Annotated in this window: 27 protein-coding genes; 8 read left to right on the top strand and 19 right to left on the bottom strand. The window is 30.8% G+C overall.

The window, feature by feature from the left end; genetic code table 11:
• Nucleotides 1-198: 198 nt before the first annotated feature.
• The gene (locus KPL54_RS09310) at nucleotides 199-693 is read left to right on the top strand and encodes a DUF2975 domain-containing protein (protein ID WP_216106301.1); all 495 of its coding nucleotides are present in this window, start codon (nucleotides 199-201) and stop codon (nucleotides 691-693) included.
• A 36-nt stretch (nucleotides 694-729) separates the two neighbouring features.
• A complete protein-coding gene (locus KPL54_RS09305; RefSeq protein WP_071611349.1) occupies nucleotides 730-954 on the top strand; it encodes a helix-turn-helix domain-containing protein in 225 nt (74 codons plus the stop codon).
• Nucleotides 955-1,013: 59 nt separating this feature from the next.
• On the opposite strand, the gene KPL54_RS09300 is transcribed toward KPL54_RS09305, so the two are convergent.
• From KPL54_RS09300 to KPL54_RS09285, 4 genes are all read right to left on the bottom strand, one after another.
• Nucleotides 1,014-2,471: a DEAD/DEAH box helicase gene (locus tag KPL54_RS09300; protein ID WP_216106300.1), complete on the bottom strand. Its 1,458-nt coding sequence runs from the start codon at nucleotides 2,469-2,471 to the stop codon at nucleotides 1,014-1,016.
• A 161-nt stretch (nucleotides 2,472-2,632) separates the two neighbouring features.
• A complete protein-coding gene (locus KPL54_RS09295; protein ID WP_216106299.1) occupies nucleotides 2,633-3,214 on the bottom strand; it encodes a manganese catalase family protein in 582 nt (193 codons plus the stop codon).
• A 3-nt stretch (nucleotides 3,215-3,217) separates the two neighbouring features.
• Nucleotides 3,218-3,496 carry a spore coat protein CotJB gene (locus KPL54_RS09290; protein ID WP_216106298.1) on the bottom strand — a complete coding sequence of 93 codons (279 nt, stop codon included), beginning with the start codon at nucleotides 3,494-3,496 and terminating at the stop codon, nucleotides 3,218-3,220.
• Complete coding sequence (locus tag KPL54_RS09285; RefSeq protein WP_216106297.1) at nucleotides 3,486-3,737, bottom strand: spore coat associated protein CotJA; 252 nt, start codon at nucleotides 3,735-3,737, stop codon at nucleotides 3,486-3,488. Before KPL54_RS09285 ends, KPL54_RS09290 begins: the two co-directional genes overlap by 11 nt.
• Nucleotides 3,738-4,047: 310 nt before the next feature.
• Between KPL54_RS09285 and KPL54_RS09280 the strand changes: the two genes are divergently transcribed.
• Nucleotides 4,048-4,734, top strand: a complete 687-nt coding sequence (locus KPL54_RS09280; protein ID WP_216106296.1) for a GntR family transcriptional regulator — start codon at nucleotides 4,048-4,050, stop codon at nucleotides 4,732-4,734.
• Nucleotides 4,735-4,788: 54 nt separating this feature from the next.
• On the opposite strand, the gene KPL54_RS09275 is transcribed toward KPL54_RS09280, so the two are convergent.
• From KPL54_RS09275 to mgrA, 3 genes are all read right to left on the bottom strand, one after another.
• Nucleotides 4,789-5,814: an aldo/keto reductase gene (locus KPL54_RS09275; RefSeq protein WP_216106295.1), complete on the bottom strand. Its 1,026-nt coding sequence runs from the start codon at nucleotides 5,812-5,814 to the stop codon at nucleotides 4,789-4,791.
• A gap of 240 nt (nucleotides 5,815-6,054) precedes the next feature.
• Complete coding sequence (locus KPL54_RS09270; RefSeq protein ID WP_071611355.1) at nucleotides 6,055-6,252, bottom strand: cold shock domain-containing protein; 198 nt, start codon at nucleotides 6,250-6,252, stop codon at nucleotides 6,055-6,057.
• A 277-nt stretch (nucleotides 6,253-6,529) separates the two neighbouring features.
• Nucleotides 6,530-7,525, bottom strand: coding sequence for an L-glyceraldehyde 3-phosphate reductase (gene mgrA / locus KPL54_RS09265; protein ID WP_216106294.1), 996 nt, complete (start codon nucleotides 7,523-7,525; stop codon nucleotides 6,530-6,532).
• 298 nt (nucleotides 7,526-7,823) lie between these two features.
• Here mgrA and KPL54_RS09260 point away from each other — a divergent pair, with 298 nt between their 5' ends.
• Nucleotides 7,824-8,522: a cell wall hydrolase gene (locus KPL54_RS09260; protein WP_216106293.1), complete on the top strand. Its 699-nt coding sequence runs from the start codon at nucleotides 7,824-7,826 to the stop codon at nucleotides 8,520-8,522.
• Nucleotides 8,523-8,580: 58 nt separating this feature from the next.
• On the opposite strand, the gene KPL54_RS09255 is transcribed toward KPL54_RS09260, so the two are convergent.
• The 6 genes from KPL54_RS09255 to KPL54_RS09230 form a co-directional block, all read right to left on the bottom strand.
• Nucleotides 8,581-9,225, bottom strand: coding sequence for a YidC/Oxa1 family membrane protein insertase (locus KPL54_RS09255; protein ID WP_216106292.1), 645 nt, complete (start codon nucleotides 9,223-9,225; stop codon nucleotides 8,581-8,583).
• A 26-nt stretch (nucleotides 9,226-9,251) separates the two neighbouring features.
• Nucleotides 9,252-9,497: a hypothetical protein gene (locus KPL54_RS09250; protein ID WP_216106291.1), complete on the bottom strand. Its 246-nt coding sequence runs from the start codon at nucleotides 9,495-9,497 to the stop codon at nucleotides 9,252-9,254.
• 83 nt (nucleotides 9,498-9,580) lie between these two features.
• Nucleotides 9,581-10,285 (bottom strand): DUF1048 domain-containing protein, encoded by a 705-nt coding sequence (locus KPL54_RS09245; RefSeq protein WP_216106290.1) that lies wholly within the window; start codon nucleotides 10,283-10,285, stop codon nucleotides 9,581-9,583.
• A gap of 3 nt (nucleotides 10,286-10,288) precedes the next feature.
• Nucleotides 10,289-10,609: a PadR family transcriptional regulator gene (locus KPL54_RS09240; protein ID WP_216106289.1), complete on the bottom strand. Its 321-nt coding sequence runs from the start codon at nucleotides 10,607-10,609 to the stop codon at nucleotides 10,289-10,291.
• 170 nt (nucleotides 10,610-10,779) lie between these two features.
• The gene (gene pyk / locus KPL54_RS09235; protein ID WP_216106288.1) at nucleotides 10,780-12,201 is read right to left on the bottom strand and encodes a pyruvate kinase; all 1,422 of its coding nucleotides are present in this window, start codon (nucleotides 12,199-12,201) and stop codon (nucleotides 10,780-10,782) included.
• Nucleotides 12,202-12,341: 140 nt separating this feature from the next.
• Nucleotides 12,342-12,980 carry a TetR/AcrR family transcriptional regulator gene (locus KPL54_RS09230; protein WP_216106287.1) on the bottom strand — a complete coding sequence of 213 codons (639 nt, stop codon included), beginning with the start codon at nucleotides 12,978-12,980 and terminating at the stop codon, nucleotides 12,342-12,344.
• 346 nt (nucleotides 12,981-13,326) lie between these two features.
• On the opposite strand from KPL54_RS09230, the gene ftsH reads away from it, so the two are divergent.
• The 3 genes from ftsH to KPL54_RS09215 all read left to right on the top strand — a co-directional run bounded on the left by ftsH (nucleotide 13,327) and on the right by KPL54_RS09215 (nucleotide 19,485).
• Nucleotides 13,327-15,126: an ATP-dependent zinc metalloprotease FtsH gene (gene ftsH / locus KPL54_RS09225; RefSeq protein WP_216106286.1), complete on the top strand. Its 1,800-nt coding sequence runs from the start codon at nucleotides 13,327-13,329 to the stop codon at nucleotides 15,124-15,126.
• A gap of 148 nt (nucleotides 15,127-15,274) precedes the next feature.
• Entirely contained in the window at nucleotides 15,275-16,666 is a 1,392-nt protein-coding gene (locus tag KPL54_RS09220; RefSeq protein WP_216106285.1) for an aldehyde dehydrogenase, read from the top strand.
• Nucleotides 16,667-16,758: 92 nt separating this feature from the next.
• Nucleotides 16,759-19,485, top strand: a complete 2,727-nt coding sequence (locus tag KPL54_RS09215; protein WP_216106284.1) for a UPF0182 family protein — start codon at nucleotides 16,759-16,761, stop codon at nucleotides 19,483-19,485.
• A 65-nt stretch (nucleotides 19,486-19,550) separates the two neighbouring features.
• Here the strand turns inward: KPL54_RS09215 and KPL54_RS09210 are convergent, their stop codons facing one another.
• Together KPL54_RS09210 and KPL54_RS09205 are read right to left on the bottom strand one after the other, a co-directional pair.
• Nucleotides 19,551-20,951, bottom strand: a complete 1,401-nt coding sequence (locus tag KPL54_RS09210) for an MATE family efflux transporter (protein WP_216106283.1) — start codon at nucleotides 20,949-20,951, stop codon at nucleotides 19,551-19,553.
• A 41-nt stretch (nucleotides 20,952-20,992) separates the two neighbouring features.
• A complete protein-coding gene (locus tag KPL54_RS09205) occupies nucleotides 20,993-21,442 on the bottom strand; it encodes a MarR family winged helix-turn-helix transcriptional regulator (protein ID WP_152750131.1) in 450 nt (149 codons plus the stop codon).
• A 217-nt stretch (nucleotides 21,443-21,659) separates the two neighbouring features.
• Here KPL54_RS09205 and KPL54_RS09200 point away from each other — a divergent pair, with 217 nt between their 5' ends.
• Entirely contained in the window at nucleotides 21,660-23,069 is a 1,410-nt protein-coding gene (locus KPL54_RS09200) for a L,D-transpeptidase family protein (protein ID WP_152750132.1), read from the top strand.
• Between the two features lie 86 nt (nucleotides 23,070-23,155).
• On the opposite strand, the gene KPL54_RS09195 is transcribed toward KPL54_RS09200, so the two are convergent.
• The 4 genes from KPL54_RS09195 to KPL54_RS26735 form a co-directional block, all read right to left on the bottom strand.
• Nucleotides 23,156-24,064 (bottom strand): AEC family transporter, encoded by a 909-nt coding sequence (locus tag KPL54_RS09195; RefSeq protein ID WP_071611368.1) that lies wholly within the window; start codon nucleotides 24,062-24,064, stop codon nucleotides 23,156-23,158.
• 27 nt (nucleotides 24,065-24,091) lie between these two features.
• On the bottom strand, nucleotides 24,092-24,982 hold the full coding sequence (locus tag KPL54_RS09190) for an SPL family radical SAM protein (RefSeq protein ID WP_216106384.1): 891 nt from the start codon (nucleotides 24,980-24,982) through the stop codon (nucleotides 24,092-24,094).
• Between the two features lie 190 nt (nucleotides 24,983-25,172).
• Nucleotides 25,173-25,424 (bottom strand): hypothetical protein, encoded by a 252-nt coding sequence (locus KPL54_RS26740; protein ID WP_309245371.1) that lies wholly within the window; start codon nucleotides 25,422-25,424, stop codon nucleotides 25,173-25,175.
• Between the two features lie 44 nt (nucleotides 25,425-25,468).
• Nucleotides 25,469-26,032, bottom strand: a complete 564-nt coding sequence (locus tag KPL54_RS26735; RefSeq protein WP_268038377.1) for a mechanosensitive ion channel domain-containing protein — start codon at nucleotides 26,030-26,032, stop codon at nucleotides 25,469-25,471.
• Between the last annotated feature and the right edge of the window lie 138 nt (nucleotides 26,033-26,170).

The raw sequence follows: 26,170 nt of genomic DNA, 5'->3' as shown, positions 1-26,170 counted from the left end.
AATATATTCTATGAAATATTAATTATTACATTTATTAAAATAAAGCTGAATGGTAGATTAATGTTTTATGGAGTGAATTTATGTTTTGCAATATGAATTCATTGATAAACAGTGAATCTATATTGTAAAAAGAAAATTAATGTGATAATATTATTTTAAAGTTTATATAAGTATATATAAATTATGGAGGAAATTTTTATGAAGTATTATGGGAAAACTTCTTTATCATCTTTATTAAAGTTAATGTTAGATGTTTTAATCATCACAGGTTTTATTGTGTATTTATTTATACTGAGAAAGGCCTTGATAATTGAGCAAACAAATTTATTTAATTCTAAAAATATTGTTACATGTACTCTATTCGTTCTAGGTGGTTTTGCATTGCTTTGTATAATGTATTATCTTAGATGTATCATAAATTCATTAGTTAAAATGACGCCTTTCGTATGGGGAAATGTTAAAAGTTTAAGAAATGTTGCTATTGCGTGTTTTACAGTTTCAGGTTGTTATGTGATCAATTTTTTTATTAACAATCAATTTTTAAATTTTAAGTTAATAGAAATCGATGCTAGTGGAATACACACAGATATTGAGTTTATAATTTTTTTCTTTGCAGGTTGTTTTACATTAATTCTTTCTAAGGTTTTTAAGCAGGCGATTGAAGTTAAAGAAGAAAATGATTTAACTATATAGATATTTACGATATATCAATAAATTGAGGTGAAATACATGGCAATAATAGTGAATCTAGATGTAATGATGGCAAAAAGGAAGATTAATTTATCGGACCTTGCAATTAGAGTAGGAATTACAAATTCAAATTTATCTATATTAAAAACCAATAAGGCGAAAGCTATAAGATTCTCAACCCTTGAGGCTATATGTAGCGAGCTTAAATGTCAGCCAGGGGATATTTTAGAATTCAAAGGCGATGAGCTGATTCCAAATAAATAAAGTACCCAGTAGAGTTTTACACTTCTTTTAAAAGTGTCTATTCTATAGGTACCAAGATATTAATATCTGTCTGCTAATATGTCCTTACTTACTGTGCGTAGTCTTCCTTTGATAGGTGTGTCTTGAAGAACTTTAAACACTAATTCACCTTTATTATTTAATATTTCTACAAAAGTAGATATATCTATTATATTGATGATTCCTATATCATCCTTAGTCATTCCTTCGATACTGCAAAGGGTACCTACGATATCCGTTGCTCTCATTTTAGTCTTTTTACCTGCATTAATATGTAATTTCATAATTTCTTTGCTGAGTTCTGCTCCTTTTGATTCTTTAAGAACAGGTCTTGTATCCATTTTATTGATAAATTCCTCTTTGGCATTATTTACGACTTCAGATTCAGGTCTTTCCTTCAAAGGAATTTCTTTACCAATATACTGCTCTATATCATACAAAAACCTATTATCACGATTTGTTACAAAAGTAATAGCACGCCCCAGCTTACCTATACGACCAGTTCTTCCTATCCGATGAACATAACTTTCCTTGTCCTCTGGAATATCATAATTAATTACAAGTGTAATGTTATCTATGTCTATACCACGAGCTGCAACATCGGTAGCTACAAGGTATCTAAAATAACCCTTCTTAAAATCATTCATTACTTTTAATCTATCGCTTTGTTCCATTCCCCCATGTATTTTCTTGCAAGTATACTCGAGGTCTATTAGGTCGTTATAAACTGAATCTACCTTCACTTTTGTATTGCAAAATATTATGCAACTATCTGGGTTTTCAACAATGGTTAAATCACTTAAAAGATCTATTTTATCAAATTCATGTACGTTATATTGTTCTTGAAGTATATTATCGGATGCTTTATTTTCATCCTCTATTTCAATATATATAGGATCTTTCATATATCTGTTACATAAACTATGTATGTCTTTTGGCATTGTAGCTGACAATAGCATTGTTACACGGTCTTTTGATAAGCCACTTAATATTGATTCTATTTGATCTACGAATCCCATATTAAGCATTTCGTCTGCTTCATCTATTACAAGATATTTTATATTTGATGTATCAAATGTACCTTTTTCTATATGATCCATAATGCGACCAGGGGTTCCAACCACTACATGTGTTTTTTGCTTAAGTTCTTTTTTTTGATCGGTGAAAGGAGACTTTCCATAAATAGCAGATACTTTAAGTCTTTTAAATCTACCGATATTAAAAATATCTTCTTTTACTTGGATTGCAAGTTCTCTTGTTGGGGTAATTACCAATGCCTGAGGTTTATTTTCCTCCCAATCAACTAACTGACAAATAGGAATGCCATATGCTGCTGTTTTTCCACTTCCAGTTTTGGATTTTACGACTACGTCCTTTTGTGCTAGCACTGCAGGTATAACTTGTTTTTGAACCTTTGTAAAATCCTTAAAATTTAACAAACTAATTGCTTTTAATAACTCACTACTTAAATTATAATCGTTAATGTTTTCTTTTATCATTAAATCATCTCCCAATATATATACTAACCTTTTTATTATATCATACACATGAAATTAACATAAATAAACCTAAGGCTAGAGTTATTTAAATTAATAAAAGAGAAAACACAGATTTTATTTATCTGCATTTTCTCTTTTGTTAATATGTGGTATTTGCGCTGTTATTTCATTGTAAATAGCCGAGGTTCTTGTAAGTAATCTTGAACGATTCTAAGAGATTCACCAAATCTTTGATAATGAATAATTTCTCTTTCACGTAGAAACTTTAAAGGTTCTAATACATCAGGATCGTCAGCCAGATGTATTAGATATTCATAAGTTGCCCTAGCTTTTTGCTCAGCAGCTAAGTTTTCAGTAAGATCTACAATTGGGTCACCTTTTGATTGAAGATATGCAGCAGTAAAGGGAACTCCAGAAGCACTTACGGGGTATACTCCTTTGCCATGATCTACATAATAACCAGCCATGCCACCTTTTTCAATTTCTTCAAGACTGGCACCTTTCATTAGTTGTCTAACCATAGCGCCAACCATTTCTAAATGAGCCAATTCCTCAGTTCCAATATCATTACATGTTGATATTGCTTGAGGAGTAATCATGGAAAATCGCTGACTTAGATATCTTAATGAGGCACCTAATTCACCATCAGGTCCTCCATATTGAGTAATAATTATTTTTGCCATTGCAGGATTTGGAGTTTTAATTTTTACTGGATATTGTAAGAACTTATCGTATGTCCACATAAATTACATATCCTCCTTATCAAATTTGAAATTAGCATCAGCTTCCCATGGCCATGGGTTGTTTATCCACTGCCATGGATAGGGACTAAGTGAGTTAGTTTCAGATAACATTCCGTAATTCATTTCATATTTTTCTCTTAACCCTCTGGATTCAATTACAAAATAATTATATTTTGAAATAGCTTCCTTATCCATGGGGTGAGTATTAAGAAATAGATGTAGGTCTTGTTTCATAAACTCTGACGCAACTATTTGTTTTAAAAGTTCCATTTTACTCTTCATAAGCTCTCTCCTTTTTACCTGATTCTAGCTTATGCCATTTCGCTTCTCCATCATAAGGGCTATAAAGTTCGGGAAAAGCAGTTCCTCTTTTAAGAGCTTCGAGCGGCGAAAAAAGTGTGCAAAGTTTTTGGTAAGGAACGTAAGCAGCAGCTAATCTAACATTTTTTATTACAGTTTCCTGCGGTATACAATTATTTGATGCTGAAGATTTAGTCAGTTTATTTCTATTTTGATATTCCATTTTTATCCTCCATATAACATATTACATAATACTATATTCAATGATATTTGATTAGGTTCTAAAGAAATAATAATAAATTAACTAGATTTACTAATATTATTATTATTTTTTTATGAAATATAGTTAAAGAGATAGTTGTAATTTTACAGGATTTATATCTTTTTTACATATAGTAATTAAAAAGGTAGACATATAATCTAAGGTAAATACAGTGATAAGGTACATTAGGTTTGATGTTGACAATATAAATATATAGTGCTAACATACTAGCTATACAAACTAAAGTAATTTAAAAAAAGGAAAATTTATTATGAAAATTGAACTATTAGAGAAAAACTCTTATGAGACTATAAAAAACTATACTTATCGAGTGCTAAGAAGTAATATTATTGATCTTAATCTTAAACCGGGAGAAAGTATTTCTGAAAATGAAATTGCAAATAATCTTAATGTGAGTAGAACGCCAGTTAGGGAAGCTTTTTCATTATTAGTTTCTGAGCAATTATTAGAAATTTATCCTCAGAAGGGTACCCAAGTTTCTTATATTGATTTAAAACGTGTTGAAGATGCTCGATTTATGAGGTTAAAACTTGAACAAGCAGTTATTGAATTGGCCTGCGAGGATTTTCAAGAGAGTTATTTGTTTGATTTAGAATCTAATATTAATCAACAGCAATTTTGTGTACTTAAAAATAACTATACCGCTGCATTTAATTTAGACAATTCATTTCATGAACTTATTTTTAAGGGATGTAAAAAGGAACGGATTTTCAATGCCATTCATTTTATGAATGGAGATTTTGATCGTATAAGGGCACTTAATTTAATATCTAGTATGAACATGGATCTTGTTGTTGCACAACATAAAGGCATTATTGATGCAATAAAGGCTAAAGATAGTGAGCTAGGTATAAAAATAGTTGGTGAGCACTTATCAAAAGTAAATGACGACAAAATGATATTGCTAAGAGAATATCCTGAGTACTTTAAAGAGTAATAGATAAAAAACAAACCTCCTGTCCATTTTATAGACAGGAGGTTTGTTTTTTAGTTAAGCATTTTTATTCTTAGCATAAAATTCAGAGTAGTTTTTAAGTTCTCTTTTTAAAAGATTTGGAGTATCAAGCTTATAAGGACAGTGGTTTTTACAGTGTCCACATTGTATGCAATTATTTATAAGTTCCATCTTTTCTTTAAAGCTATCCTCTAAGAATCCTTGATAAGGAGCTCTTTTAAGAAGAAGTGATATTCGAGCAGAAGTAGGAATTTCAATTCCAGCAGGGCATGGAAGACAATAACCACAACCACGACAGAAATCGCCTGAAAGCTCACTACGATCCTTGTTAATAATTGACCACATGATATCATCCAATAATGGTGGATTTTTCTCAAGGGTTATAAATTCATCTAACTCAGTTTCTCTTTGTATTCCCCATATTGGTACAACATTATCAAATTGTCTTAGAAAAGCAAAGGCCGAGGATGCATCAGTTATTAGACCTCCTGAGAGAGCCTTCATTGCAATTAGTCCTATATTTCTTTTTTTACATTCTTTTATTAATAATAAATCATCGTCTGATGATAAAGAACATAAAGGAAATTGTACAGTGTCATATAGTCCTGAAGCTGCTGCATCCATTGCATTTTTCAATTTATGATTTGTAATTCCTATAAAACGAATAAGTCCCTTTTTCTTAGCCTCCAAAAGTCCTGCATAGAGACCTTCTGGGTCTTTCGGATCAGGAAGTACATCAGGGTTATGTAATTGATATATATCTATATAATCTGTTTTTAAATTTTTTAGACTTGTCTGCAAATGTTCAAGTAAAGTTTTTCTATCCTTAGCGTGGGTTTTAGTTGCAATTATAATATTTTCCCTAACATCTGCTAGGGAATAACCTATTTTTTCTTCACTATCAGAATATGCTCTTGCTGTATCAAAGAAGTTTATTCCATTATCATATGCTTTTCGTAGAATATGCTTTGCTTCATCAAAAGACACCCGCTGAACAGGTAATGCTCCAAAACCACTTCTAGTAACCATTAAATTTGTTCTTCCGAGTTTTATTTTATCCATTTAGACACCTCCATAAATTTGTATATAAAAACTTAGCAATAAAAATTACTCCATTTATATATAAGTATTCAATATTATTTTATGAAATCCTTTTTAAATTAATATACTTAATACAAAGCGTTTTTTATAAACGTAATCTAAAAAAGCCATAGGCTAGTGATATAATACCACAGCATATGACTTTTACAAAAAAGCAAAAGACCAGTAAATAGTTTCCTATTTACTGGTCTAATATTACTACTAAAGAACAGTAATATTTTCTGCTTGTGGGCCTTTAGGTCCTTTAACTATGTCAAAAGAAACTTTTTGACCTTCATCAAGTGATTTGTAACCATCTGAATTTATTTGAGAGAAATGTGCGAAAACATCTACTCCGTCTTCTCCTGTAATAAAACCAAATCCTTTTTCACCATTAAACCATTTAACTGTACCATTCATATAATGTATACCTCCGAAATTTTATTTCTTAAACTACTTGAAATAACAAACCAATAAAATTTTGATAACAAAATACTATATTTTAAAAATTATATTTGAAATATATCTGCGCTTCATTATTCACTATTCATTTAAGTACTCCTTAATACTACCACAGGTTATTACAAAAAGCAAGTTATATTGTAGATTCCTCTAATTAAGTGCGTAAAGCATATATATTAAGAATTACTATTAGTAGATTAGAAGCTTATAAATTTAATTTGTTTTTTTTAAATAACTATTTGTTTGCTAATATTTGTTCTATACGTTCTAGTTCACCTGCACTAAAGTCTAAATTATTTAGTGCACCTACGTTATCTTCGATTTGACTTACCTTGCTTGCACCTATTAGTGCAGAGGTAACATGTCCACCCCTTAATACCCAAGCTAAGGCTAGTTGGGGTAAAGTTTGCGAACGTTCCATTGCCAAAACATTTAATTTAGAAACTTTTTCTAATTGCTCTTTTGTAATATCTTCAGAATGTAAGAAAGCTGAGTTGCCAGCAGCTCTTGAATCTTTAGGAATTCCTTTTAAATATTTTGTAGTCAGTAAACCTTGGTGTAGAGGTTTAAAGGCTATAGAACCGATACCTTCTTGCTCTAGAACATCTTGAAGACCATCCTCTATCCATCTGTTAAACATTGAATAAGAGGGCTGGTGAATTAAACAAGGTGTGCCTAATTGTTTTAGTATAGCAGAAGCTCTTTTGGTTTCAGCTGGTTTATAGTTGGATAAACCTACATAAAGAGCTTTACCTTGTTTTACTATTAAATCTAAAGCAGACATAGTTTCTTCTAAAGGGGTATTAGGGTCAGGTCTATGATGATAAAAGATATCCACATAATTGAGTCCAGTTCGTTTTAGACTTTGGTCAAGACTTGAGACTAAATATTTTTTTGAACCCCAATCACCATAAGGACCGGGCCACATTGTATAACCTGCCTTCGTAGAGATAACAAGTTCATCTCTATAACCAGAAAGATCCTGTTTTAAGATTTTGCCGAAGGTCTCTTCTGCAGAGCCAGGAGGAGGACCGTAGTTATTTGCAAGGTCGAAATGTGTAATTCCAAGGTCGAAAGCCTTATGAATTAGAGCTCTTGAGTTTTCAAAGGAATCTGAATAACCAAAATTATGCCATAAACCAAGAGATATTGCAGAGAGTTTTAAACCGCTATTACCGCATTTATTATATTTCATTGTTAAGTATTTTTTGCTATTAGATACATATGACATTTTATCACCTTCTTATACTAATATTATCATATATGATAGATATGTAAACCATTTAACGCAAATAAAGTGTGTTGTCATGTTCTTATAACATTAATAATATAACACGTATTATATATAAAATTTACAAAAACTAGGAAATAAATTATATTAACATACCATCTTTATATTATTATGGTATAATATGACGATATTCAGAATAAAATAGCGAAAATTTAATTTTGGAGTAAAACTATATAAATTTATATGCCTATACCATAATTAACAAATTGAAATGGAGGGCATTAGGAGGACACTTAAAATGAATAAATTTAAAAGCATTAGAACTATTTTCTTAGCATCAGCATTAACAATTGGTGTTACAACAATTACATCACAAAATGTACTTGCAACTTCACTAACAACTAAAACATATATTGTGAAAAGTGGGGATTGTTTATCTGTAATAGCGAAAAAATGTGGACAATCATTAAATGACTTAAGGAAAACTAATAATAAATGGAATGATACTATTTTCCCAGGACAAATTATTAAGGTTCCAGTAACAACTAGTTCTACTACATCGCAAGTTAAATTAAAAGCTCAAGATAAAACGGTAGCTAAGGCAGACAAGATAGCAATAAAATATACAGAAAGTGATTTGAACTTATTATCCAGACTAATAACTGCAGAGGCACAAGGAGAATCTTATAGTGCTCAAGTTGCTGTAGGGGCAGTAGTTGTAAATAGAGTTAAGAGTGGATATTTTCCAAATTCAATCAGTGCTGTTATAAATGAACGCACAAAAGGAGGTTATCAATTTACACCAGTATTAAATGGTAATATCAATAGACCAGCACAGGCAAGCGCGCTTAAGGCTGCGAGTGAAGCTCTTAGCGGGGCTGATCCAACAAATAATGCATTGTTTTTTTATGATGGCAGTGTTCCTAAAGGACTAACTGAACCACAACCAATATCTATAGTAATAGGTAATTTGACATTTGTTTACTTAATAAAATAATGTTTATATCAAAAAATTAAAATTAAGGGCTAGAACATAACTGCTCAGCCCTTAATTTTTAGTTCCTAATTTTTGAATTTCTTATATATAGTCTAAAAACAAGCTCTTCTAAAAAGTTGAACACACTTGTAGTTATTAAGTATATTCCAACTGCGATTGGAGCTGCTTTAGCAACAAATAAACCAACTACTGCCATTATTATTATATTACTCTTGCTAAGTGTTGCCTGACCTTCAATTTTAAGTAAAGTTACATATGAAAGAAGACTTGGTGTTAGCGATACAAGTACATATATCAGTGGAACTATAAAATAACTGTCTGAGACCTTAATACTAGACACCCATGGTATAAGAAATGTACTAGCACTCACAGGAAGCTTATTAAATACACTCCACAGAGTCATTATTATAGGCAGTTGTAACAACGTTACTAAGCAACCCAACATACTTTTTGCACTCTCAGCAGATTGTTTTTTAACTTCGACGTCAAGTCTGTTTTTGTTATCTTTGTATTTTTCCTTTATTTCTTGCATTTTTATACCAAATTTTTGCTGCTGGTGCATAGATTTTTTTTGTTTGAAAGACATTGGAGAAAGTACTAATCTTACACTTATGGTAAGAAAAACTATTGCGAGGCCCCAATCCCCAGTAAAATTAAAAATTGAATCTAATAAACTACTTAAAAAATTGAAAATGATGTTCATATTTATCCTCCCTCGAATAATTTTGGCTAAAACATCATTTCAATTTTTAATCGTTCTACATATATCCATATAACATATTTTTCATAAATAATATAATCCTCTGGAAGTACTTTTTTTATAAATCCAAGCCACTGAATTAAAACACTTCTTGTTATATTTTCTTTGGTTTTATGTTTGAAATTTTTATAGGTATATAAAGTATATGAGAGTATGCCAGCAAAACATATCACTAAAAACATTAACTGTATTAAATTTATTAAGTCATAATTCAACGTGCACACCTCCTCATATACTAGTTTTGAATATCATAACATATATTAGTAACATTGTTGAATTTTAAAAATAAGGATAGATATCATAGATGTTTATTATACATTCTTTTATAAATTTCAATAAATCCAATTATTAAAAGTATTAGGAGTATATATGGAGTAGCTGAATGTAGAGTTATTGTATAACTAAAAACTTTAGTAGATAGAGTCTCTCCAAGAATAAATCTTATTAATAAAATAGCAAATATCACAAAAATAAAACCATTAAAACCAGATTCAGTAATTCCACTATTTATTGCGTAATATTTTTTATTCCAAAAGTTTAATGATGGACTTTCTTGACTACTTTTTCTTGTTGCTGGAATTAAAATAAATGAAATAGCACTTAGTGTTATAAGCATATCTACAGTTATTCCTAGGGTAAATGAAGAATTTTTTAATCCAATTACTATCCACAAAAAAACTGAACTTGTTATCGACCAAAATAGACCTTTTTGTATATAACTTAATATTCTGTAATTTTTGCTTTTGTCACTACTATATTCTTCAATAATCGACTTACAAAAGTCCTGATAGTCATTCCCGATAATTAATTCCATTGGCTTTTTTTCTATTTGTGCTTGTAACATCATATCTATGACTTGTTGAAGAATTTCTTCCTTTTCAGTTCCGCCCAATTCGCTGTGCTGTATATATGAAGTTATGCTTCTATATAAATATAAGTTACTCCCATTTAAATTTTTTTGCTCTTTAAATCTAAGCTTTTTAAGTCTCCATTCGAGCATCATTAACTATCCCTCCAATACATTATCAATGTTATTTTTAATTTTATCCCAAGATGATATGAAATCTTCTAATTCCATATTTCCTTCTTTAGTTAGATAATAATATTTTCTCATTGGTCCGAAAGGTGACTTAATCATATTAGAGTAAAGTAGCTTTTTCTTTTCCAGTCTTATAAGAATGGGATAGACGCTACCTTCAGAAACTTCTTGAAATCCATACACTGTTAGTTTTTCGCATATTTCATAACCATAAGTTTCATGGGTACTTACAATTTTTAAAATACATCCTTCGAGTAAACCTTTCAATATTTGCGTTGAATTAGCCAAATAATCACCTACTTTGTATTACTTAATAGCATAGATAAAATATACACCCACTACTCTATATTGTCAAGTAGGTGTATGAGATGGAGAAGTTAATAAATCGCATTTATAACAAACAAAGCCAACCTAGGTATTAATCTAGATTGGCTTTTTATATTATTGGGGAATTAAAATCACTCGCCTACTGTTTCAACTTTTAGTATATTCGTTGTTCCAACTTTTCCCACTGGTCCTCCAGCGGTTATTACAATAATATCTCCCTTTTTAACTAACTTAATATCTAAAGCTGTTTTAACACCAATTTCAAACATTTCTTCAACATTTGTTGCAGCTTTAACTAGTAATGGAGTTACCCCCCAGGAAATAGCTAACTGTCTTTGAACTCTTGGATTCCATGTAGTTGCTATTATGGGACAAGATGCTCTAAATCTAGAGATCATTCTAGCAGTTTGTCCAGATTGGGTTGCGCAAATTATTGATACTGCATTTAACTGCAGGGCAATTGTGCAAGTTGCATAACTTATAGCATTTGTGATATTTTCCATTGTATCAAATTTCATTGCAGCTAGTTTACTGCCATAATCTATAGACTCGTCTGCCATTTGAGCTATTCTTACCATAGTTTTTACACTTTCAATGGGGTATTTACCCATGGCACTTTCACCAGAAAGCATAATTGCACTAGTTCCATCATAAACGGCATTTGCAACATCACTAGATTCTGCTCTAGTTGGTCTTGGATTTACAATCATTGAATCTAGCATTTGAGTTGCGGTTATTACTGGTTTACCATAGTTATAGCATTTCTTGATTATCATTTTTTGAACAAGAGGAACTTCTTCTGTAGGTATCTCTACGCCTAGATCTCCTCTAGCTACCATAATTCCATCAGAAACCGCTAGTATTTCATCAAAATTATTTACTCCTTCTCTATTTTCAATTTTTGAAATTATCCTTATATCTTGTCCACCATATTTCTTTAATATTTTTCTAACTTCATTTACGTCTGTTGCTTTTCGTACAAAAGAACAAGCAATAAAATCAAATTCATTTTCTATAGCAAATCTTATATCCTCAATGTCCTGATTTGTTATTGCAGGTAAATGGGTATCTGTCTCGGGAATATTGACTCCTTTGTTATTACTTATGTCACCGCCATTTAATATTATGCAATGTATGTCCTTTCCTACAACTTTTTGGACTTCTATGGCTACAAGTCCATCATTTATTAATATTTTAGTTCCAACTTTAACATCTTTATATAACTCTTTGTGGGAGATAGTTGATTTTTCCTCTGTTCCTAAAATATCTTCATTTACAAGTATGAAGATATTATTCTCTTTTAATGTTACTTTGCCCATTTGAAATTTACCTAATCTAATTTCAGGTCCTTTGGTATCAAGCAATAATGGAACTGGAATATTTAATTTTTCTCTAACTCTTTTTACTCTATCAACTCTAACCTTTTGCTCGGCGTGAGTACCATGAGAAAAATTTAATCTTGCTACATCCATACCCCCGAGTATTAATTCTTCTAATAAAACATCATCGTCTACAGCAGGGCCTAAAGTACATATTATTTTTGTCATTCTCATTGTTTATTATCTCCTCTCATATGTGTTTAAGTATGTATCCATTAAGATAAGTTGTATGTTTCTTTTTAATAATAATACATGTAAAACCAAATTTGGTAAAGAACTTAAATCGTTTTGTAATGAATATTTTAGGAGGGTTTTTAATTTCTATTCAGTGATATAAGTGGAATTATTAAATCATCAACAATATGTTCTACATATTTCATTTCAATAGGTTTTCCTGTGGCTATAAGCTTATAACATAATAATGCAGGGCCTACATCGGCGAGAAGTTTCAACTGGTGTTCATCTATTTTTTTATTTATGCTACATGCTATGACCTCGCGAAATATATATGTTTGGTTTGTTATGCAATCCAGGTGAATCGCTTCGGATAATGATTTATCTCTGCTTATGGCTGTTGAGATGGAGAGCATTACCTTTTGCCTAACTTCGTCGTCTACCCCGAAATATGTGCTAAGTAATTCACATAAATAATTTCTCAAATTGTCGTCGCAACGGGTAGGATCAAACTTCTGCACGCGGGGCATGATAAATGTTATAGCTTCTGCAATAAGATATGGTTTAGACTTCCATCTGCGGTATAGGGTAGCTTTTCCTGCATGGGCACGCAGGGCTATGGCGTCCATGGTTACAGAATCGTATCCTTGCTCTGCCACGAGCTCTAAGGCTGCTCTAAGAATAGCGAGATCACGTAGCTTATCAATAGGCCTTCCAAGTTTTACTGGAATTTTTTCTTTGATATTTTCAACAAAATCGGATTTGTTTATTATATCCATACTTTTGCCACCCCGTTCTCGATTTTCTATAAATATAACACAATGAAAATTTTATTTCAACATAACTGAACAAAGTAGTTTTGAAACTGTTGTGTTTTGATAATAGCTATGATATACTCTCATTTATAAACATAGTATATGGAGGGGTGGAAAGGTTAAAATAATGGGATAAGTAAAAAAAAATTAAAAAAATTAAACTTTATTATGAAGTTATGGCAATTAAGGATATAATGTAGAAGGTATTATTAAATCAATAGAATTATTTTTTATGGTTAAGTATACAATAAGTTAAGGACTAAGAACATAAGAGGTTAAGTAATATATTGAGAAAGAGAGGTGTTCTCTGATGAAAAAAAGATCAGGTATTGCTGCATGGACTATAATTTTTGTTATTGTTGCAGTATTTATGTTTTCTAAAACAGATCAGAAATCAACTATTATTAATTTTAATCAATTTCAAAGTAATTGGACAAATAATACTATAAAAAGTTTTGTGGTTGAAACAGATCAAATGTCGGTTTCGGGAACATTAAAAAATGGATCTACATATAAAACAATTGTTCCATCTGCCAGACTATTTCAATTTATTAAAGATCACCCAAAGAGTGCAAGTGTTGAGGAAACATACGTAAAACCACCAACTATTCCAATGTGGTTACAGTACTTGCCTAATGTATTATTGATTTTAATGCTTGTAGGTTTTGGATTTATATTTATGAAACAGTCAAAAGGCGCCGGTGGAAGCGGTGGTGTGATGAAATTTGGTAAAAGTAAAGCAAAACTTGCCGATCCTAATAAGAAAAAGGTAAGTTTTGATGATGTTGCAGGAGCGGATGAAGAGAAAGCTGAGCTTGCGGAGATAGTTGATTTCTTAAAGCAACCTAAAAGATATATGGAAATGGGAGCTCGTATACCAAAGGGAGTCTTATTAATAGGACCTCCAGGAACTGGTAAAACACTCCTTGCAAGAGCAATATCTGGAGAGGCTGGAGTCCCATTTTTTAGCATCTCAGGTTCGGATTTTGTAGAAATGTTTGTCGGTGTTGGAGCTTCTAGAGTCAGAGATTTATTTGAACAGGCAAAAAAGAATTCACCTTGTATAATTTTTATAGATGAAATTGATGCTGTAGGAAGACAAAGAGGTGCAGGTGTTGGTGGTGGAAATGATGAAAGAGAACAGACATTAAACCAACTTCTAGTTGAGATGGATGGGTTTGGAGAAAATGAAGGAATAATAATGATTGCAGCTACCAATAGAGCGGATGTACTTGATCCAGCACTACTAAGGCCAGGTAGATTTGATAGACAAATTCTTGTTGGGGTACCTGATAGAAAAGGTAGAGAGGCAATACTTGCAGTTCATTCTAAAAATAAGCATCTTGAACCTGAAGTTAAGCTTAGCGTACTTGCTAAAAGAACACCTGGATTTACAGGTGCAGATATTGAAAACTTAATGAATGAATCAGCACTTTTAACTGTGCGAAGAGATAAAAAGCTAATTGGAATGGAAGAACTTGAAGAAGCAGCTACAAGAATAATGGCTGGACCTGAAAAGAAGAGTAGAGTTGTTAGTGAAGTTGATAGAAAACTTACAGCATACCATGAAGCAGGCCATGCAATTGTAATGAATTTACTTCCAAATTCTGATCCTGTTCATCAGATAAGTATAGTTCCAAGAGGAAGGGCTGGTGGATATACTATGCGTCTTCCAGAAGAAGATAGATCGTATATGTCTAGGTCAAGACTTGAAGAAGAAATTGTGGGGTTACTCGGTGGTAGAGTTGCAGAAAAACTAGTTATTGGTGATATAAGTACTGGTGCTAGTAATGATATCGAAAGAGCCACAGGAATCGCAAGACAAATGGTAATGGACTATGGAATGAGTGACACTCTTGGAACAATAGCATTTGGTTCAGGTAGTGATGAGGTATTCCTTGGAAGAGATATGGGTAAAGATAGAAAATACAGCGAAGAAACAGCATACAAAATAGATATAGAAATAAAGAAACTTATAGATGTAGCATATACAAAAGCGTTGACGCTTTTAACTGATAATAGAAGCAAACTTAACGCAGTTGCAGAAGAACTTCTAATAAAAGAAAAGCTTGAAGGTGTTGAATTTCAAGAGATATTTGCAAGAAGTTAGTTAATTTATATTTAATTTGATTATAAAAAGTAAACCAAAGAAATAAAAAGAACTTAGTTCTTTTTATTTCTTTTTTTGACTAGAATTGTGTTATAAGGATTATATACTTATAATTACAATAAGTTAATAATCAAATGGGGGTTCTAATATGGATATAATTGATAAAGAAATAGTAGAAAGTATGCTTAATGAACATAATAAGTTTTTTATTTTAGGAGAAACAAGGAATATAGAATATAGAATATCTGCACTTAAGAAGCTAAAAAGTGTAATAAAAAAATATGAGAAAGAGATAATAAATGCATTGTATAGGGATTTAGGAAAAAGTGAATTTGAAGCCTATGGTACCGAGATTGGTTTTGTTTTGGATAGTATAGGTAATTTTACAAAACATTTAAAGAAGTGGGCTAAGACTAAAAGAGTGAGGACTCCTATACATCAGTTTCCATCTAAGGGGTATATTATGTATGAACCCTATGGAACAGTGCTTATTATAGGACCATTTAATTACCCTTTTCAGCTTTTAATTGAGCCATTAGTAGGGGCTATAGCCGCTGGAAATTGTGCTGTTTTAAAACCATCTGAAAATACACCTACTGTTTCAGGATTAGTAAAAAAAATAATTGAGCAAACTTTTGAAAAAAACTATATACGAGTTATTGAGGGGGAAAAAGAAACTACTTCTGCCCTTATTAATTCAGCATTTGATTACATATTCTTTACAGGTAGCGTACAGGTTGGTAGAATAGTGATGAGGGCAGCTGCGGAAAATCTCGTCCCTATAACACTTGAACTAGGTGGGAAAAGTCCGGTAATAGTAGATAAAACTGCTAATTTAGAAATAGCAGCTAAGAGGATATTATGGGGCAAACTTGTAAATTCAGGACAAACTTGTATAGCTCCGGATTATATATTTGTGCACAAAGCTATAAAAGAAAGTTTTATAGAACAGTTAAAAAGCACAGCGATAAGTTTTTATGGTGAGGATGCTTCTAAAAGCATTGACTACGGCAGAATTGTGAGCGGTAGTCAGTTTGAAAGATTAGCTTCAATAATTGAGAAAGACAAGAATAAAATTATTTATGGTGGCCATTCCAATGCAGGTACTTTGTACATTGAACCAACAATTATTGATAATGTAGACTTTCAGGATGCAGTTATGCAAGATGAAATATTTGGGCCAATTATGCCAATACTAGAATATGAGAATTTAGAAGAAGTTATTGAAATGATAAATAATAGACCAAAGCCATTAGCATTATATGTTTTCACAGAAGATAAAAAAGTGGAGACCTCTGTTTTGGGTAGAATTTCTTTTGGTGGAGGGTGCGTAAATGATACTATATCTCATGTTGCAGGTTCAAACATGCCTTTTGGCGGAGTTGGAAATTCTGGAATGGGTGCGTATCATGGAAGAGATAGTTTTGAAACTTTCTCTCACAGAAAAAGTATACTAAAGAAAAGTACTTCTATAGATATAAAACTTATTTTCCCTCCGTATGGAAATAGAATAAAACTTATAAAAAAAATATTAAAATAATGTAGATTGGATAAATATAAGATATAATGTATATAAGATATATTAAAAATACATAAAAAAATAAAAAATAAAAATAAATAAGAGGTGAGTTTATGAGTAAGAAAAAAAAGTTTATTCTATCTTCTATAATTATAATTATTTTGGTATGCTTATTTTCTATAGGTAATATAGCTCAAATAATTATTAATATTGAGTGGTTTAATACAATGGGTTACCTTTCAGTATACTTCACAAAAATACTTACAGTGTTAAAACTTATGGTACCTGTTTTTATCCTTAGTTATGTTGGTATATTGTTATACTATAAGGGTATAAAAAAGAGTATTGTGCATATGAAAAAAGTAGTAGAGGTAAATACAAAAAAAGATGTTATTGAAAATAAAATTTTTATAGCAAGTAATTTATTTGTTTCACTTGTATTTTCGTTTGCTTTTTCATCCACATATTGGTATATGCTTCTTCAATTCATAAATGCAGTTAGTTTTAATGTGAAAGACCCTATTTTTAATTTGGATGTGTCTTTTTATATTTTTAAACTTCCTTTAATTCAATCATTATATAGTTTTATAATGACATTATTAGTACTGTTAATTATTATTAAAGTAATGGTATTCTTTGTATTTAAAACGAAAAATACATTTAATGCAGGTAAAATATCAAATCCTTTCGATGACATTAAGTCAACATTTAAAGAACTTAGTGTATTTGCAGGAAAACAAATTGCAATAATAGCTTCACTCATAGCATTTTTTCTTTCACTTGGATATTTATTAAATTCATTTAATTTAGTGTATAGCCCTAGTGGAGTTGCATATGGTGCAAGCTACACAGATATTCATGTAACACTACTATTTTACAAAATACTGATTGTGACTTGCATTGTTGCTGCAGTTGTAATATTTATAAATGTTTTAAAATCAAAGGTTAAGCCCATAATAATTTCAGCTGCCGCCATAGTTTTAATAAGTTTTGTACAAGTAATATCAGCAGCTGTAGTTCAAAGCAGTATTGTAAAACCAAATCAAAAGGAACTTGAAAAACCATATATTCAAAATAATATTGATTTTACAAAAAAAGCATTTAATATAGAAAATATTACTACAACACCTTTTAATATAAAAAATGATTTGAAACAAGAGGATATTTCAAGTAATAAGAAGACAATAGATAATATTAAATTAAATTCATCTACACAGGCACTTGAATTTTATAACCAAGTTCAAATATTAAGGTATTACTATAGTTTTACCGATATAGATGTAGATAGATATAAAATAAACAATAAATATAGTCAAGTATTGGTTGCGGCAAGAGAAATAGATTCAAAATCATTAGAGCCAATTACTTGGCAGAATACTCATATGATTTATACACATGGGTATGGGGTTGTAATGAGTAAGGTAAATGCTGTTACGACAGAGGGGCAACCTGATTTTGTAATAAAGGATATGCCTATAGCAAACAGTACAGATATCAAACTAACTAATCCAAGAATTTATTTTGGAGAAAAAACAAATGACTATGCATTAGTAAATACTAAGGTAAGCGAGTTTGATTATCCTCAAGGTGGAGCCAACAAAATAGCAAATTATGTTGGAGAAGCTGGAATTAAAATGAATTTAGGTAATAAACTTTTGTTTGCAATAAATAAGGGAGAGTTAAACTTCCTATTATCAAGGGATATTAAGAGTACAAGTAAAATCCTTATTAACAGAAATATAGTTGAAAGGGTAAAGAGTGTAGCTCCATTTTTAACTTATGACAAAGATCCTTATGTTGTTGTAAGCGGGGGGAAAATATACTATATAATTGACGCATACACAACATCATCTAAATATCCGTACTCGCAACCACAAAATGGGGTAAACTATATTAGAAATTCAGTTAAGGTTGTAATTGATGCTTATGATGGAGATACAAATTTTTATATATCAGATTCAACTGACCCAATTGTGCAAACTTACGCAAAAACATTCCCGAAACTGTTTAAGGATATGTCGAAGGTTCCAGCTGACATTAAATCGCATTTTAGGTATCCATCTGATATATTTAGCATTCAAAGTGCAGTACTCAGTAAATACCATGTAACTGATGCTGGAGTGTTTTATAATGGGGAAGATTTTTGGGATGTTTCCAAGAATGCAACCGCTGTAGGTGCTGATGTTAAAACAACTATTCCGCCATACCTTGTAGAAAAATTACCAGGAATGGATAGTGAAGAGATGATACTTCAACAATATTTTAATGTAAAAGGAAAATATAACATGACAGCAATTTTAGGGGCCAGAATGGATGGAGAAAATTATGGTAAACTGTTCCTAAATAAATTTCCAGCATCGGAAACAACGGTTTACAGTCCGTTCCAATTTAAGCAAAGGATAAGTCAGGATACTACGATTTCAGCGCAGCTTTCTTTATGGAATACAGGAGGATCTCAAGTACAATATGGAGACACTGTTATTTTGCCAATAAAGAATTCGTTACTTTATATTGAACCTGTCTATTTAAGAGCTAGTGGAAAAAACAGTATTCCTGAAATGAAAAAAATAATAATTTCATACGACAGCAAGTTACTGATGGTTGATAATATTGAAAGTGGACTAGAACAAATATTTAATTATAAGGCACCAAATACAGTAGTTAAAACTGAAAAGGGAACTACGACGACTGTTCCATTAACCCAAACTGAAACTAAATTAATTAAGCAGGCAAATGATTTATATACTAAAGCACTTGATGCTCAAAAAAGTTTAGATTGGGCAAAATATGGAGAATATATTAAGCAACTTGGTACATTGTTAAAACAACTAAATAAATAATGAATAATAAATAAAAAAACAGATGCGAAATTGCATCTGTTTTTTTATTCTATCTAAATAGTTACTTAAATCGTTTTATTTAACGACATTTCAGTAGATAATTTAATTCGCTCTAAACTTAGCTCATGTTTATTCATACTCTTTATATCTGCTACTATTATTATAATTGTTATTATAAAAGCGATAAAGTCAGATGCTGGACCAGCCATCCAAATTCCATCTAATTTAAAGAAATGTGGCATCAAAAGTATTAATGGAAAAAGTACTATAATTTGCCTTAAAAGACTTAAAAAAATAGAAATCTTAGCTTTTCCTACTGCCTGAAAATAATTTGTAAATACAACTTGTGAACCTATTAAAGGAAGCATTATAAGAAATATTCTTATTCCTCTAGAACCAAGATCTATAAGCTCTTTATCAGTGTTATTAAATATACTTATGATTTGAACTGAGAAAAGCTGAACAATCACAAATCCTACAACGGACATAAGGGTAGCTATAATAGCTGCATATTTTAAGGCTAATTTAACCCTCTTGTAACTTTTAGCACCGTAGTTATAACCTATAATTGGTTGTGCTCCTTGATTTAAGCCAAAAATTGGCATCATAATCAACATATTTATGCTATTTATTAATGAAAAAGCACCTATTGCTAAATCACCACCATATTTTTTTAAGCTCTTATTAAATGTTACAGTAATAAGACCGGCAGCCATTTGCATAGCAAATGGAGACATTCCTATTTCTAATATTTCTTTCACAATTTTCATTTGCAACTTCATATTTTTTCTTCTTAATTTTAAAACGCTTTTTCCTCGTAAAAAGTATAAAAGAACCCAAATAGAACACACAGCTTGAGAAATTATAGTAGCTAGTGCTGAACCAACCACTCCCATATGAAGACCGAAAATAAATATAGGATTTAATATAAAATTCAGTATAGCACCGATAAGCATTGTAACCATTGCCATAAGTGCATTACCTTCTGAACGTATAAATGGATTCATACCAAAACCTAAATTTTGAAGTATAACCCCTAGTAATATTATGAACCCGAATTGTTTAGCATAAGGCATTGTATCTGTGCTAGCTCCCAAAAGTACTAGTATTGGTTCTAGAAATATAAGGCCTATTATACTTACGACTATAGACATTATAACTACAAGTACAAAGGCATTTCCAAGTATCTTTTCTGCATCTTCTTTTTTATTCTGTCCCAGTTTAATAGAAACTACAGCTGCTCCACCTATTCCAACAAGCATTCCAAAGGCCATTATAACATTTGTAATTGGAAAGGTTATAGCGACTCCAGATAGAGCGAGTGGATCAGGAACACCCCTACCAATAAAAATTCTATCTACCACACTGTACAAAGCATTTACAAGCATTCCTATTATTGCAGGAATCGAAAATTTCCAAAGAAGGGATCCAACCTTCTCAGTCGCTAATTCATTTGAATTATCCATATAAAATACCACCTTTTAATTAATATTCTTTAGTTTCCTAACTATTTTAAATTACTTTTTATATCATTTTTACATATGTTTTTATGCATTTTCTTTGTCCAAGCTATAAAGATTTTTATCTCATCGCAAGTGAAACCCTCAGATATTGTTTTCTCTATTTCATTAATGATGCCGTGACATAGTTTTTCTAGTTTAGCACCTTCGAGAGTTAGGTATATTCTATTAACTCTTGAATCTATTTCATCGTGTTTTCTAACTATAAAACCTTTATTTGCAAGGGTATCTAGAATTCCAGAAACTGAAGCTGGTGTTAGTCCTAGGTTTTCTTGAAGTTGCTTTTGAGTCTTTCCATCTTCGCCCCAGAGTTTTTGAAGTACTGCTACTTGTGAAGAGGTAAGATCATATTTTTGTAATTTATTATCATGAAATTTATTTAAAAGTCTTACTGATTTTGTTAACCAATAGCCGATCCACATTTCCTCATTACCCATAATTATATTTAGCCTCCTAAATGTTCCAAATGATATATTAGCATAAGAGTGAAGATAAATCAACTTATGTTTAATAAATAGACTTCCTTGCCCTTTTTTCTGTATTCATAAAATATTAATAATAATTGGTTTATATTGGTTGGTTATTGCATAAACTGAAATGTAGATTTAAAAAGGTCAATAATAAATTATTTTGTTATTTAAAGGGGCGGATGTTATGGAAACAGAAGTAGAAAAATCAACATTAGGATTAATAAAAAAGCATAAGAAAATTGTTGTGGGTATTATAATTTCTATTTTAACTTTACTTGTTATATATTTTGGAATGGTAATATTTTTCATGAATCATTTTTATTTTGGTTCAGTAATAAACTGTATTAATGTTTCATGTGAAAGTGTGGAGGATGTAAATAAACAAATGACAACTGAGATTAATACATATAAGATAAATATAAAGGAACGAGGAGGTAAAAATGAACAAATTAAAGCAGGCGAAATTGGTTTAAAGTATAATTCGGATGGTAAATTTAATGAACTAAAAGATAGACAGAATCCTTATAAATGGATTTCATCATTCTTTAATATAGAAGATTCTAAAATGATTGAAGGAGTTAAATATGACAAGAACCTATTAAAGAAGCGAGTGGATAAGCTTACTTGTTTTAATAGCGATTATATAATTGAACCTAAAAATCCAAGTCTTAAGTATACAGGTAATGGTTATGTAATTGTAGGTGAAGTGAGTGGTAACAAGGTTAATAAAGACATTTTATATGATAATGTGACAGGTGCAATACTTAATGAAAAAAATACAATAAACCTTGAGTCAATCAATTGTTATGTTAAGCCGTCATATACTTTAAATTCTCCAAAAGTTATTGAAGCTAAAAATAAACTTAATAAATATGTATTTTCAAAAATTACATATACATTTGGAGGAAATAAGGAACTTTTAGATGGTTCTGAAATAAATAAGTGGCTTACAGTTGATAAGAAGTTTGAGGTCACATTTAATGAAAAAGAAGTCGAAAAATATATAGATGTACTTTCCCAAAATTACAGTACAATTGGCAAGGATAGAAATTTTGTTACATCATCAGGAAACGCAATAAAAATAGGTGGGGGTGATTATGGCTGGTCTATTAATAATGTTAAAGAAACGCAAGCTTTGATTTCAATAATAAAGGAAGGAAAAACTATATCTAAAGAACCCACATATATTCAAACTGCTTTAGCTCATGGCAAAAATGATATCGGCAATACCTATGTAGAAATAGATCTGAAAGCGCAGCACTTATGGTTTTATAAAAATGGGTCTCTGATAGTTCAAGGTGATATTGTTACAGGTAATATAGGTTCTAATCATGGAACACCCGATGGTATTTATAGGTTAAAATACAAAGAAAAAAATGCTACTCTTGTAGGTCAAGGATATGCTTCCCCAGTTGATTTTTGGATGCCATTTAACGGAGGTATAGGAATTCACGATGCAAGTTGGCGAAGTGTGTTTGGAGGAAAGATATATAAGTCAAATGGGTCGCATGGGTGCATAAATTCGCCATATTATTTAGCAAAAGCGATATTTGACAACATTGATACAGGGAGTCCAGTTGTCTGTTATAGTTAGTAGGAAGAATTAAATAATAAAATAGGATCGCAATATATATTGCGATCCAGCTTATAATTTGGTAACATAGTGGACAGTTTTGTATACTAAACAAAAGCAATAATCGCCCACATGAGTATAAAGCTTATTATAATTGTCAAGTTATTTACAGTTCCTACAAACCTAGTATCGTAGTCAAATTCTACTGAGTAAGGAATAACTGTAAAACTTATTGGTAATATAAGACCAATTAGCATGGTTTTTTTAAACATTGGATCTAAGGGTACTAAATTATAAATGAGTATACCCACTCCAAATCCAATTATGTATCTTAAAGCAATTATCTTGGCCATGTTTTTCAAATATGTCTTTTTAAAGGAGAAGCTTAGGTATAACCCAAGTGCTAGTAATGCGAGAGGCATATTTGCTTTGGATAAAATTCCTGTAATTTGTATAATGGGTTTCGGAATGCTAAGTCCTAAAAGATTAATAGCTAAGGTAATAATGTATGTAAGAAAAGGTATTGAGTGCATAGTTTTCGCGAAAATATTTTTGTAACTCACTTCACCTTTACTACTTGAATAAATGCTTGCAATGATATAACAAACAGCGAAAACAATGAAAGAATTACCCATATCAAACATACCAAAGTATTTGAGCCCTGACCTTCCCCATATTGACTCTACTATAGGATATGCGAAAAGACCAACATTAAAGGAAGGTACTAGCATTGTTAACATTCCTTTTTCTCGCCTTGATTCTCCTTTGAATACAATGAGGGCAACTGCTGCCATAATTAATCCAAATACAAAACTAATTACAGGGACAAGCAGTAGGCTTTTGTCTATAGTCATTGTACTAAAAACATTTATTACAATGGAGGGAAGCGTAACATTAAAAATCAATCTGGAAATAACTTCTCCATCGCTTTCCTTTAAAATGTTTACTTTCTTTAGAAAATATCCGAGTAAAATAATACTTAATGACATAACAAACTGTGAGTTAATAGTATTCATGTGTTGTCTCCTCGTGATGATATTTCATTAATCAAATAGGGAAAGCTGAGTGTTTCCATATCCATGTCTGTACCCTTCTATAATGTCTTTCATTTTATAAAGCAAACCTAATTTATCACATTCCTTTTGGAAAAATTGTTTTAGTTCGAAGGCTTTGGCCGAGTTGCATTCATAATTATTATTATACTGATTAATATACTTCTGTTTAAGAGTAGGGAACAGCTCATCGAGTTTTTTATAATACCAAGTCCTCTGGTTTTGCCTAAGGGTTACACCAAAACTTGGGTATATAAATTTTGCTCCGCTCTCGTATGCAAGGCGTATTATGCTTCCTATATTTTCCTCGTTATCTTCTAAAAATGGCAATACTGGCGTAAGAAGTATACCTGCAAATATTCCATTAGTGGTGAGATCTTTAACTGCAGCAAACCGCTTTGATGATAGGGGTGCATTTGGTTCTATTTTTTTGCATAGTTCATCATCACAGGTGGTAATGGTAATATTAATTATAACGGGAGAGTGAGTTTGTATTTTACTTAGAATATCTATATCGCGTCTAATTAAATTACTTTTCGTATAAATGGAGACGCCAAAGCCATAAATGTTAATAAGTGCTAGAGCACCTCTTGTTAACTTGTATTCTTTTTCTAGTGGATTATAGGGATCGCTCATTGCACCTGTAGCAATCACACCAGTTTTACGTTTTGATTTAAGATCATGATTTATTAAAGCAAGAGTATTTTCTTTTGCGCGCACCTCATCAAAATTGTCTATATGATAACAGTCACTGCGACTATCACAATATATGCATCCATGACAACACCCTTTATAAATATTCATATTGTAGTTGTTTCCAAACCAATTATTGTTAGTATCAGAGTAACCAGATACGATTGTTTTTGCAGGGATGAAATTCATTATACTACTCTTAACTTCAACCTTATATAATTCTTTATAGTCTTTTCTATATTCTAATTTAGTCATTCTTATACCTCAATTCATTATATATTGAAATAAGTATATCACTTATAAACTGACAACAGTGTGTCATATTATGGATAGTTTTTAAAATAATCTTATGAAATGTAAAAAAATATATACAGTATAATCATAATAATTCGATGTCTTCATGTTTAGAAAATTCATCTAGAATATCTTCAACTAAGGCATGTTGTAAGTTTCTAAAATTTCTTGCCTTGCAAATAAGCCTTAAGTTTAGACAAACACTTCCGGATTCCATGGAAGTATAGACTGTGTGTGAAAGATTTTCGTAATAAATAGGAAGAGTTTTTGATGCTATATTTAGTGAATCTTTTGCTTCTCGCTCTATATCTCCTACTTTATCATCAGCAATAGACATTAATATAGTTTTAGCTTCTCTCCAATTACTTGTAAGTGTAAGGCTTATTTTAAGCTCATTCCAAGTAAAAGGGAATGCGTTAGTTTCATTGATAAGGTCTTCAGTGAGTATTTGTATATTTGGTATATGAGTAATTCTTCCAGTACTTTGTCCGTATGTTCTATTGTCATTTTCCATGACCTCGATATAGTAGTATAAAACCAATCTATGGCTACGACGTCGCCAAGACTTTCTCCAATCTTTATTCTATCCCCGAGTTTAAATGGCTTATGAGTATTAATTATAAGCCATCCCAAAAAACTTGCTACAAGATCACGAAAGGCAAAGGCAAGTCCAGCAGAGAATATTCCTAAAAATGTGAATATATCTTTAGACTCATACATCCATATTGGTATAATAGTTACAGCAGTTAAGATATTTACGGATAGTGTAGACGTTTTTTTATATTTTATTGTATTAAGTGAATCAAAGTTTGATTTATTAATAAATGAACATATACTTTTCTTAAAAAAATGAAATATCATTATTATAAATATTGTTATTATGATTTTTATCAATACACCAACGTCTTCAAATTTTAAACTTAGATCTAACAAAAATTTAATCACTTATTTTATACCCCTTTATATACTATTTAAATTATATGTATTAGCATATAGTTTAAATAGTATAGAGCAAAATTAAACATATGTCAATGACATTATTTGAAAGATGTGGTATAATATTAGCTTATACGCCAAGATATT

The sequence above is a fragment of the Clostridium estertheticum genome (genome assembly GCF_018861295.1).
In the GTDB taxonomy this organism is placed as follows: Bacteria; Bacillota; Clostridia; order Clostridiales; family Clostridiaceae; genus Clostridium_AD; species Clostridium_AD estertheticum_D.
This window is presented reverse-complemented; position numbering and strand designations above follow the sequence as displayed.

Bases quoted from the DNA above. Each gene is read 5' to 3' on its own strand.
- KPL54_RS09310 (WP_216106301.1), top strand. From the start codon at position 199: ATGAAGTATTATGGGAAAACTTCTTTATCATCTTTATTAAAGTTAATG.
- KPL54_RS09305 (WP_071611349.1), top strand. From the start codon at position 730: ATGGCAATAATAGTGAATCTAGATGTAATGATGGCAAAAAGGAAGATT.
- KPL54_RS09300 (WP_216106300.1), bottom strand. From the start codon at position 2,471: ATGATAAAAGAAAACATTAACGATTATAATTTAAGTAGTGAGTTATTA.
- KPL54_RS09295 (WP_216106299.1), bottom strand. From the start codon at position 3,214: ATGTGGACATACGATAAGTTCTTACAATATCCAGTAAAAATTAAAACT.
- KPL54_RS09290 (WP_216106298.1), bottom strand. From the start codon at position 3,496: ATGAAGAGTAAAATGGAACTTTTAAAACAAATAGTTGCGTCAGAGTTT.
- KPL54_RS09285 (WP_216106297.1), bottom strand. From the start codon at position 3,737: ATGGAATATCAAAATAGAAATAAACTGACTAAATCTTCAGCATCAAAT.
- KPL54_RS09280 (WP_216106296.1), top strand. From the start codon at position 4,048: ATGAAAATTGAACTATTAGAGAAAAACTCTTATGAGACTATAAAAAAC.
- KPL54_RS09275 (WP_216106295.1), bottom strand. From the start codon at position 5,814: ATGGATAAAATAAAACTCGGAAGAACAAATTTAATGGTTACTAGAAGT.
- KPL54_RS09270 (WP_071611355.1), bottom strand. From the start codon at position 6,252: ATGAATGGTACAGTTAAATGGTTTAATGGTGAAAAAGGATTTGGTTTT.
- mgrA (WP_216106294.1), bottom strand. From the start codon at position 7,525: ATGTCATATGTATCTAATAGCAAAAAATACTTAACAATGAAATATAAT.
- KPL54_RS09260 (WP_216106293.1), top strand. From the start codon at position 7,824: ATGAATAAATTTAAAAGCATTAGAACTATTTTCTTAGCATCAGCATTA.
- KPL54_RS09255 (WP_216106292.1), bottom strand. From the start codon at position 9,225: ATGAACATCATTTTCAATTTTTTAAGTAGTTTATTAGATTCAATTTTT.
- KPL54_RS09245 (WP_216106290.1), bottom strand. From the start codon at position 10,285: ATGATGCTCGAATGGAGACTTAAAAAGCTTAGATTTAAAGAGCAAAAA.
- pyk (WP_216106288.1), bottom strand. From the start codon at position 12,201: ATGAGAATGACAAAAATAATATGTACTTTAGGCCCTGCTGTAGACGAT.
- KPL54_RS09230 (WP_216106287.1), bottom strand. From the start codon at position 12,980: ATGGATATAATAAACAAATCCGATTTTGTTGAAAATATCAAAGAAAAA.
- ftsH (WP_216106286.1), top strand. From the start codon at position 13,327: ATGAAAAAAAGATCAGGTATTGCTGCATGGACTATAATTTTTGTTATT.
- KPL54_RS09220 (WP_216106285.1), top strand. From the start codon at position 15,275: ATGGATATAATTGATAAAGAAATAGTAGAAAGTATGCTTAATGAACAT.
- KPL54_RS09215 (WP_216106284.1), top strand. From the start codon at position 16,759: ATGAGTAAGAAAAAAAAGTTTATTCTATCTTCTATAATTATAATTATT.
- KPL54_RS09210 (WP_216106283.1), bottom strand. From the start codon at position 20,951: ATGGATAATTCAAATGAATTAGCGACTGAGAAGGTTGGATCCCTTCTT.
- KPL54_RS09205 (WP_152750131.1), bottom strand. From the start codon at position 21,442: ATGGGTAATGAGGAAATGTGGATCGGCTATTGGTTAACAAAATCAGTA.
- KPL54_RS09200 (WP_152750132.1), top strand. From the start codon at position 21,660: ATGGAAACAGAAGTAGAAAAATCAACATTAGGATTAATAAAAAAGCAT.
- KPL54_RS09195 (WP_071611368.1), bottom strand. From the start codon at position 24,064: ATGAATACTATTAACTCACAGTTTGTTATGTCATTAAGTATTATTTTA.
- KPL54_RS09190 (WP_216106384.1), bottom strand. From the start codon at position 24,982: ATGAATTTCATCCCTGCAAAAACAATCGTATCTGGTTACTCTGATACT.
- KPL54_RS26740 (WP_309245371.1), bottom strand. From the start codon at position 25,424: ATGTCTATTGCTGATGATAAAGTAGGAGATATAGAGCGAGAAGCAAAA.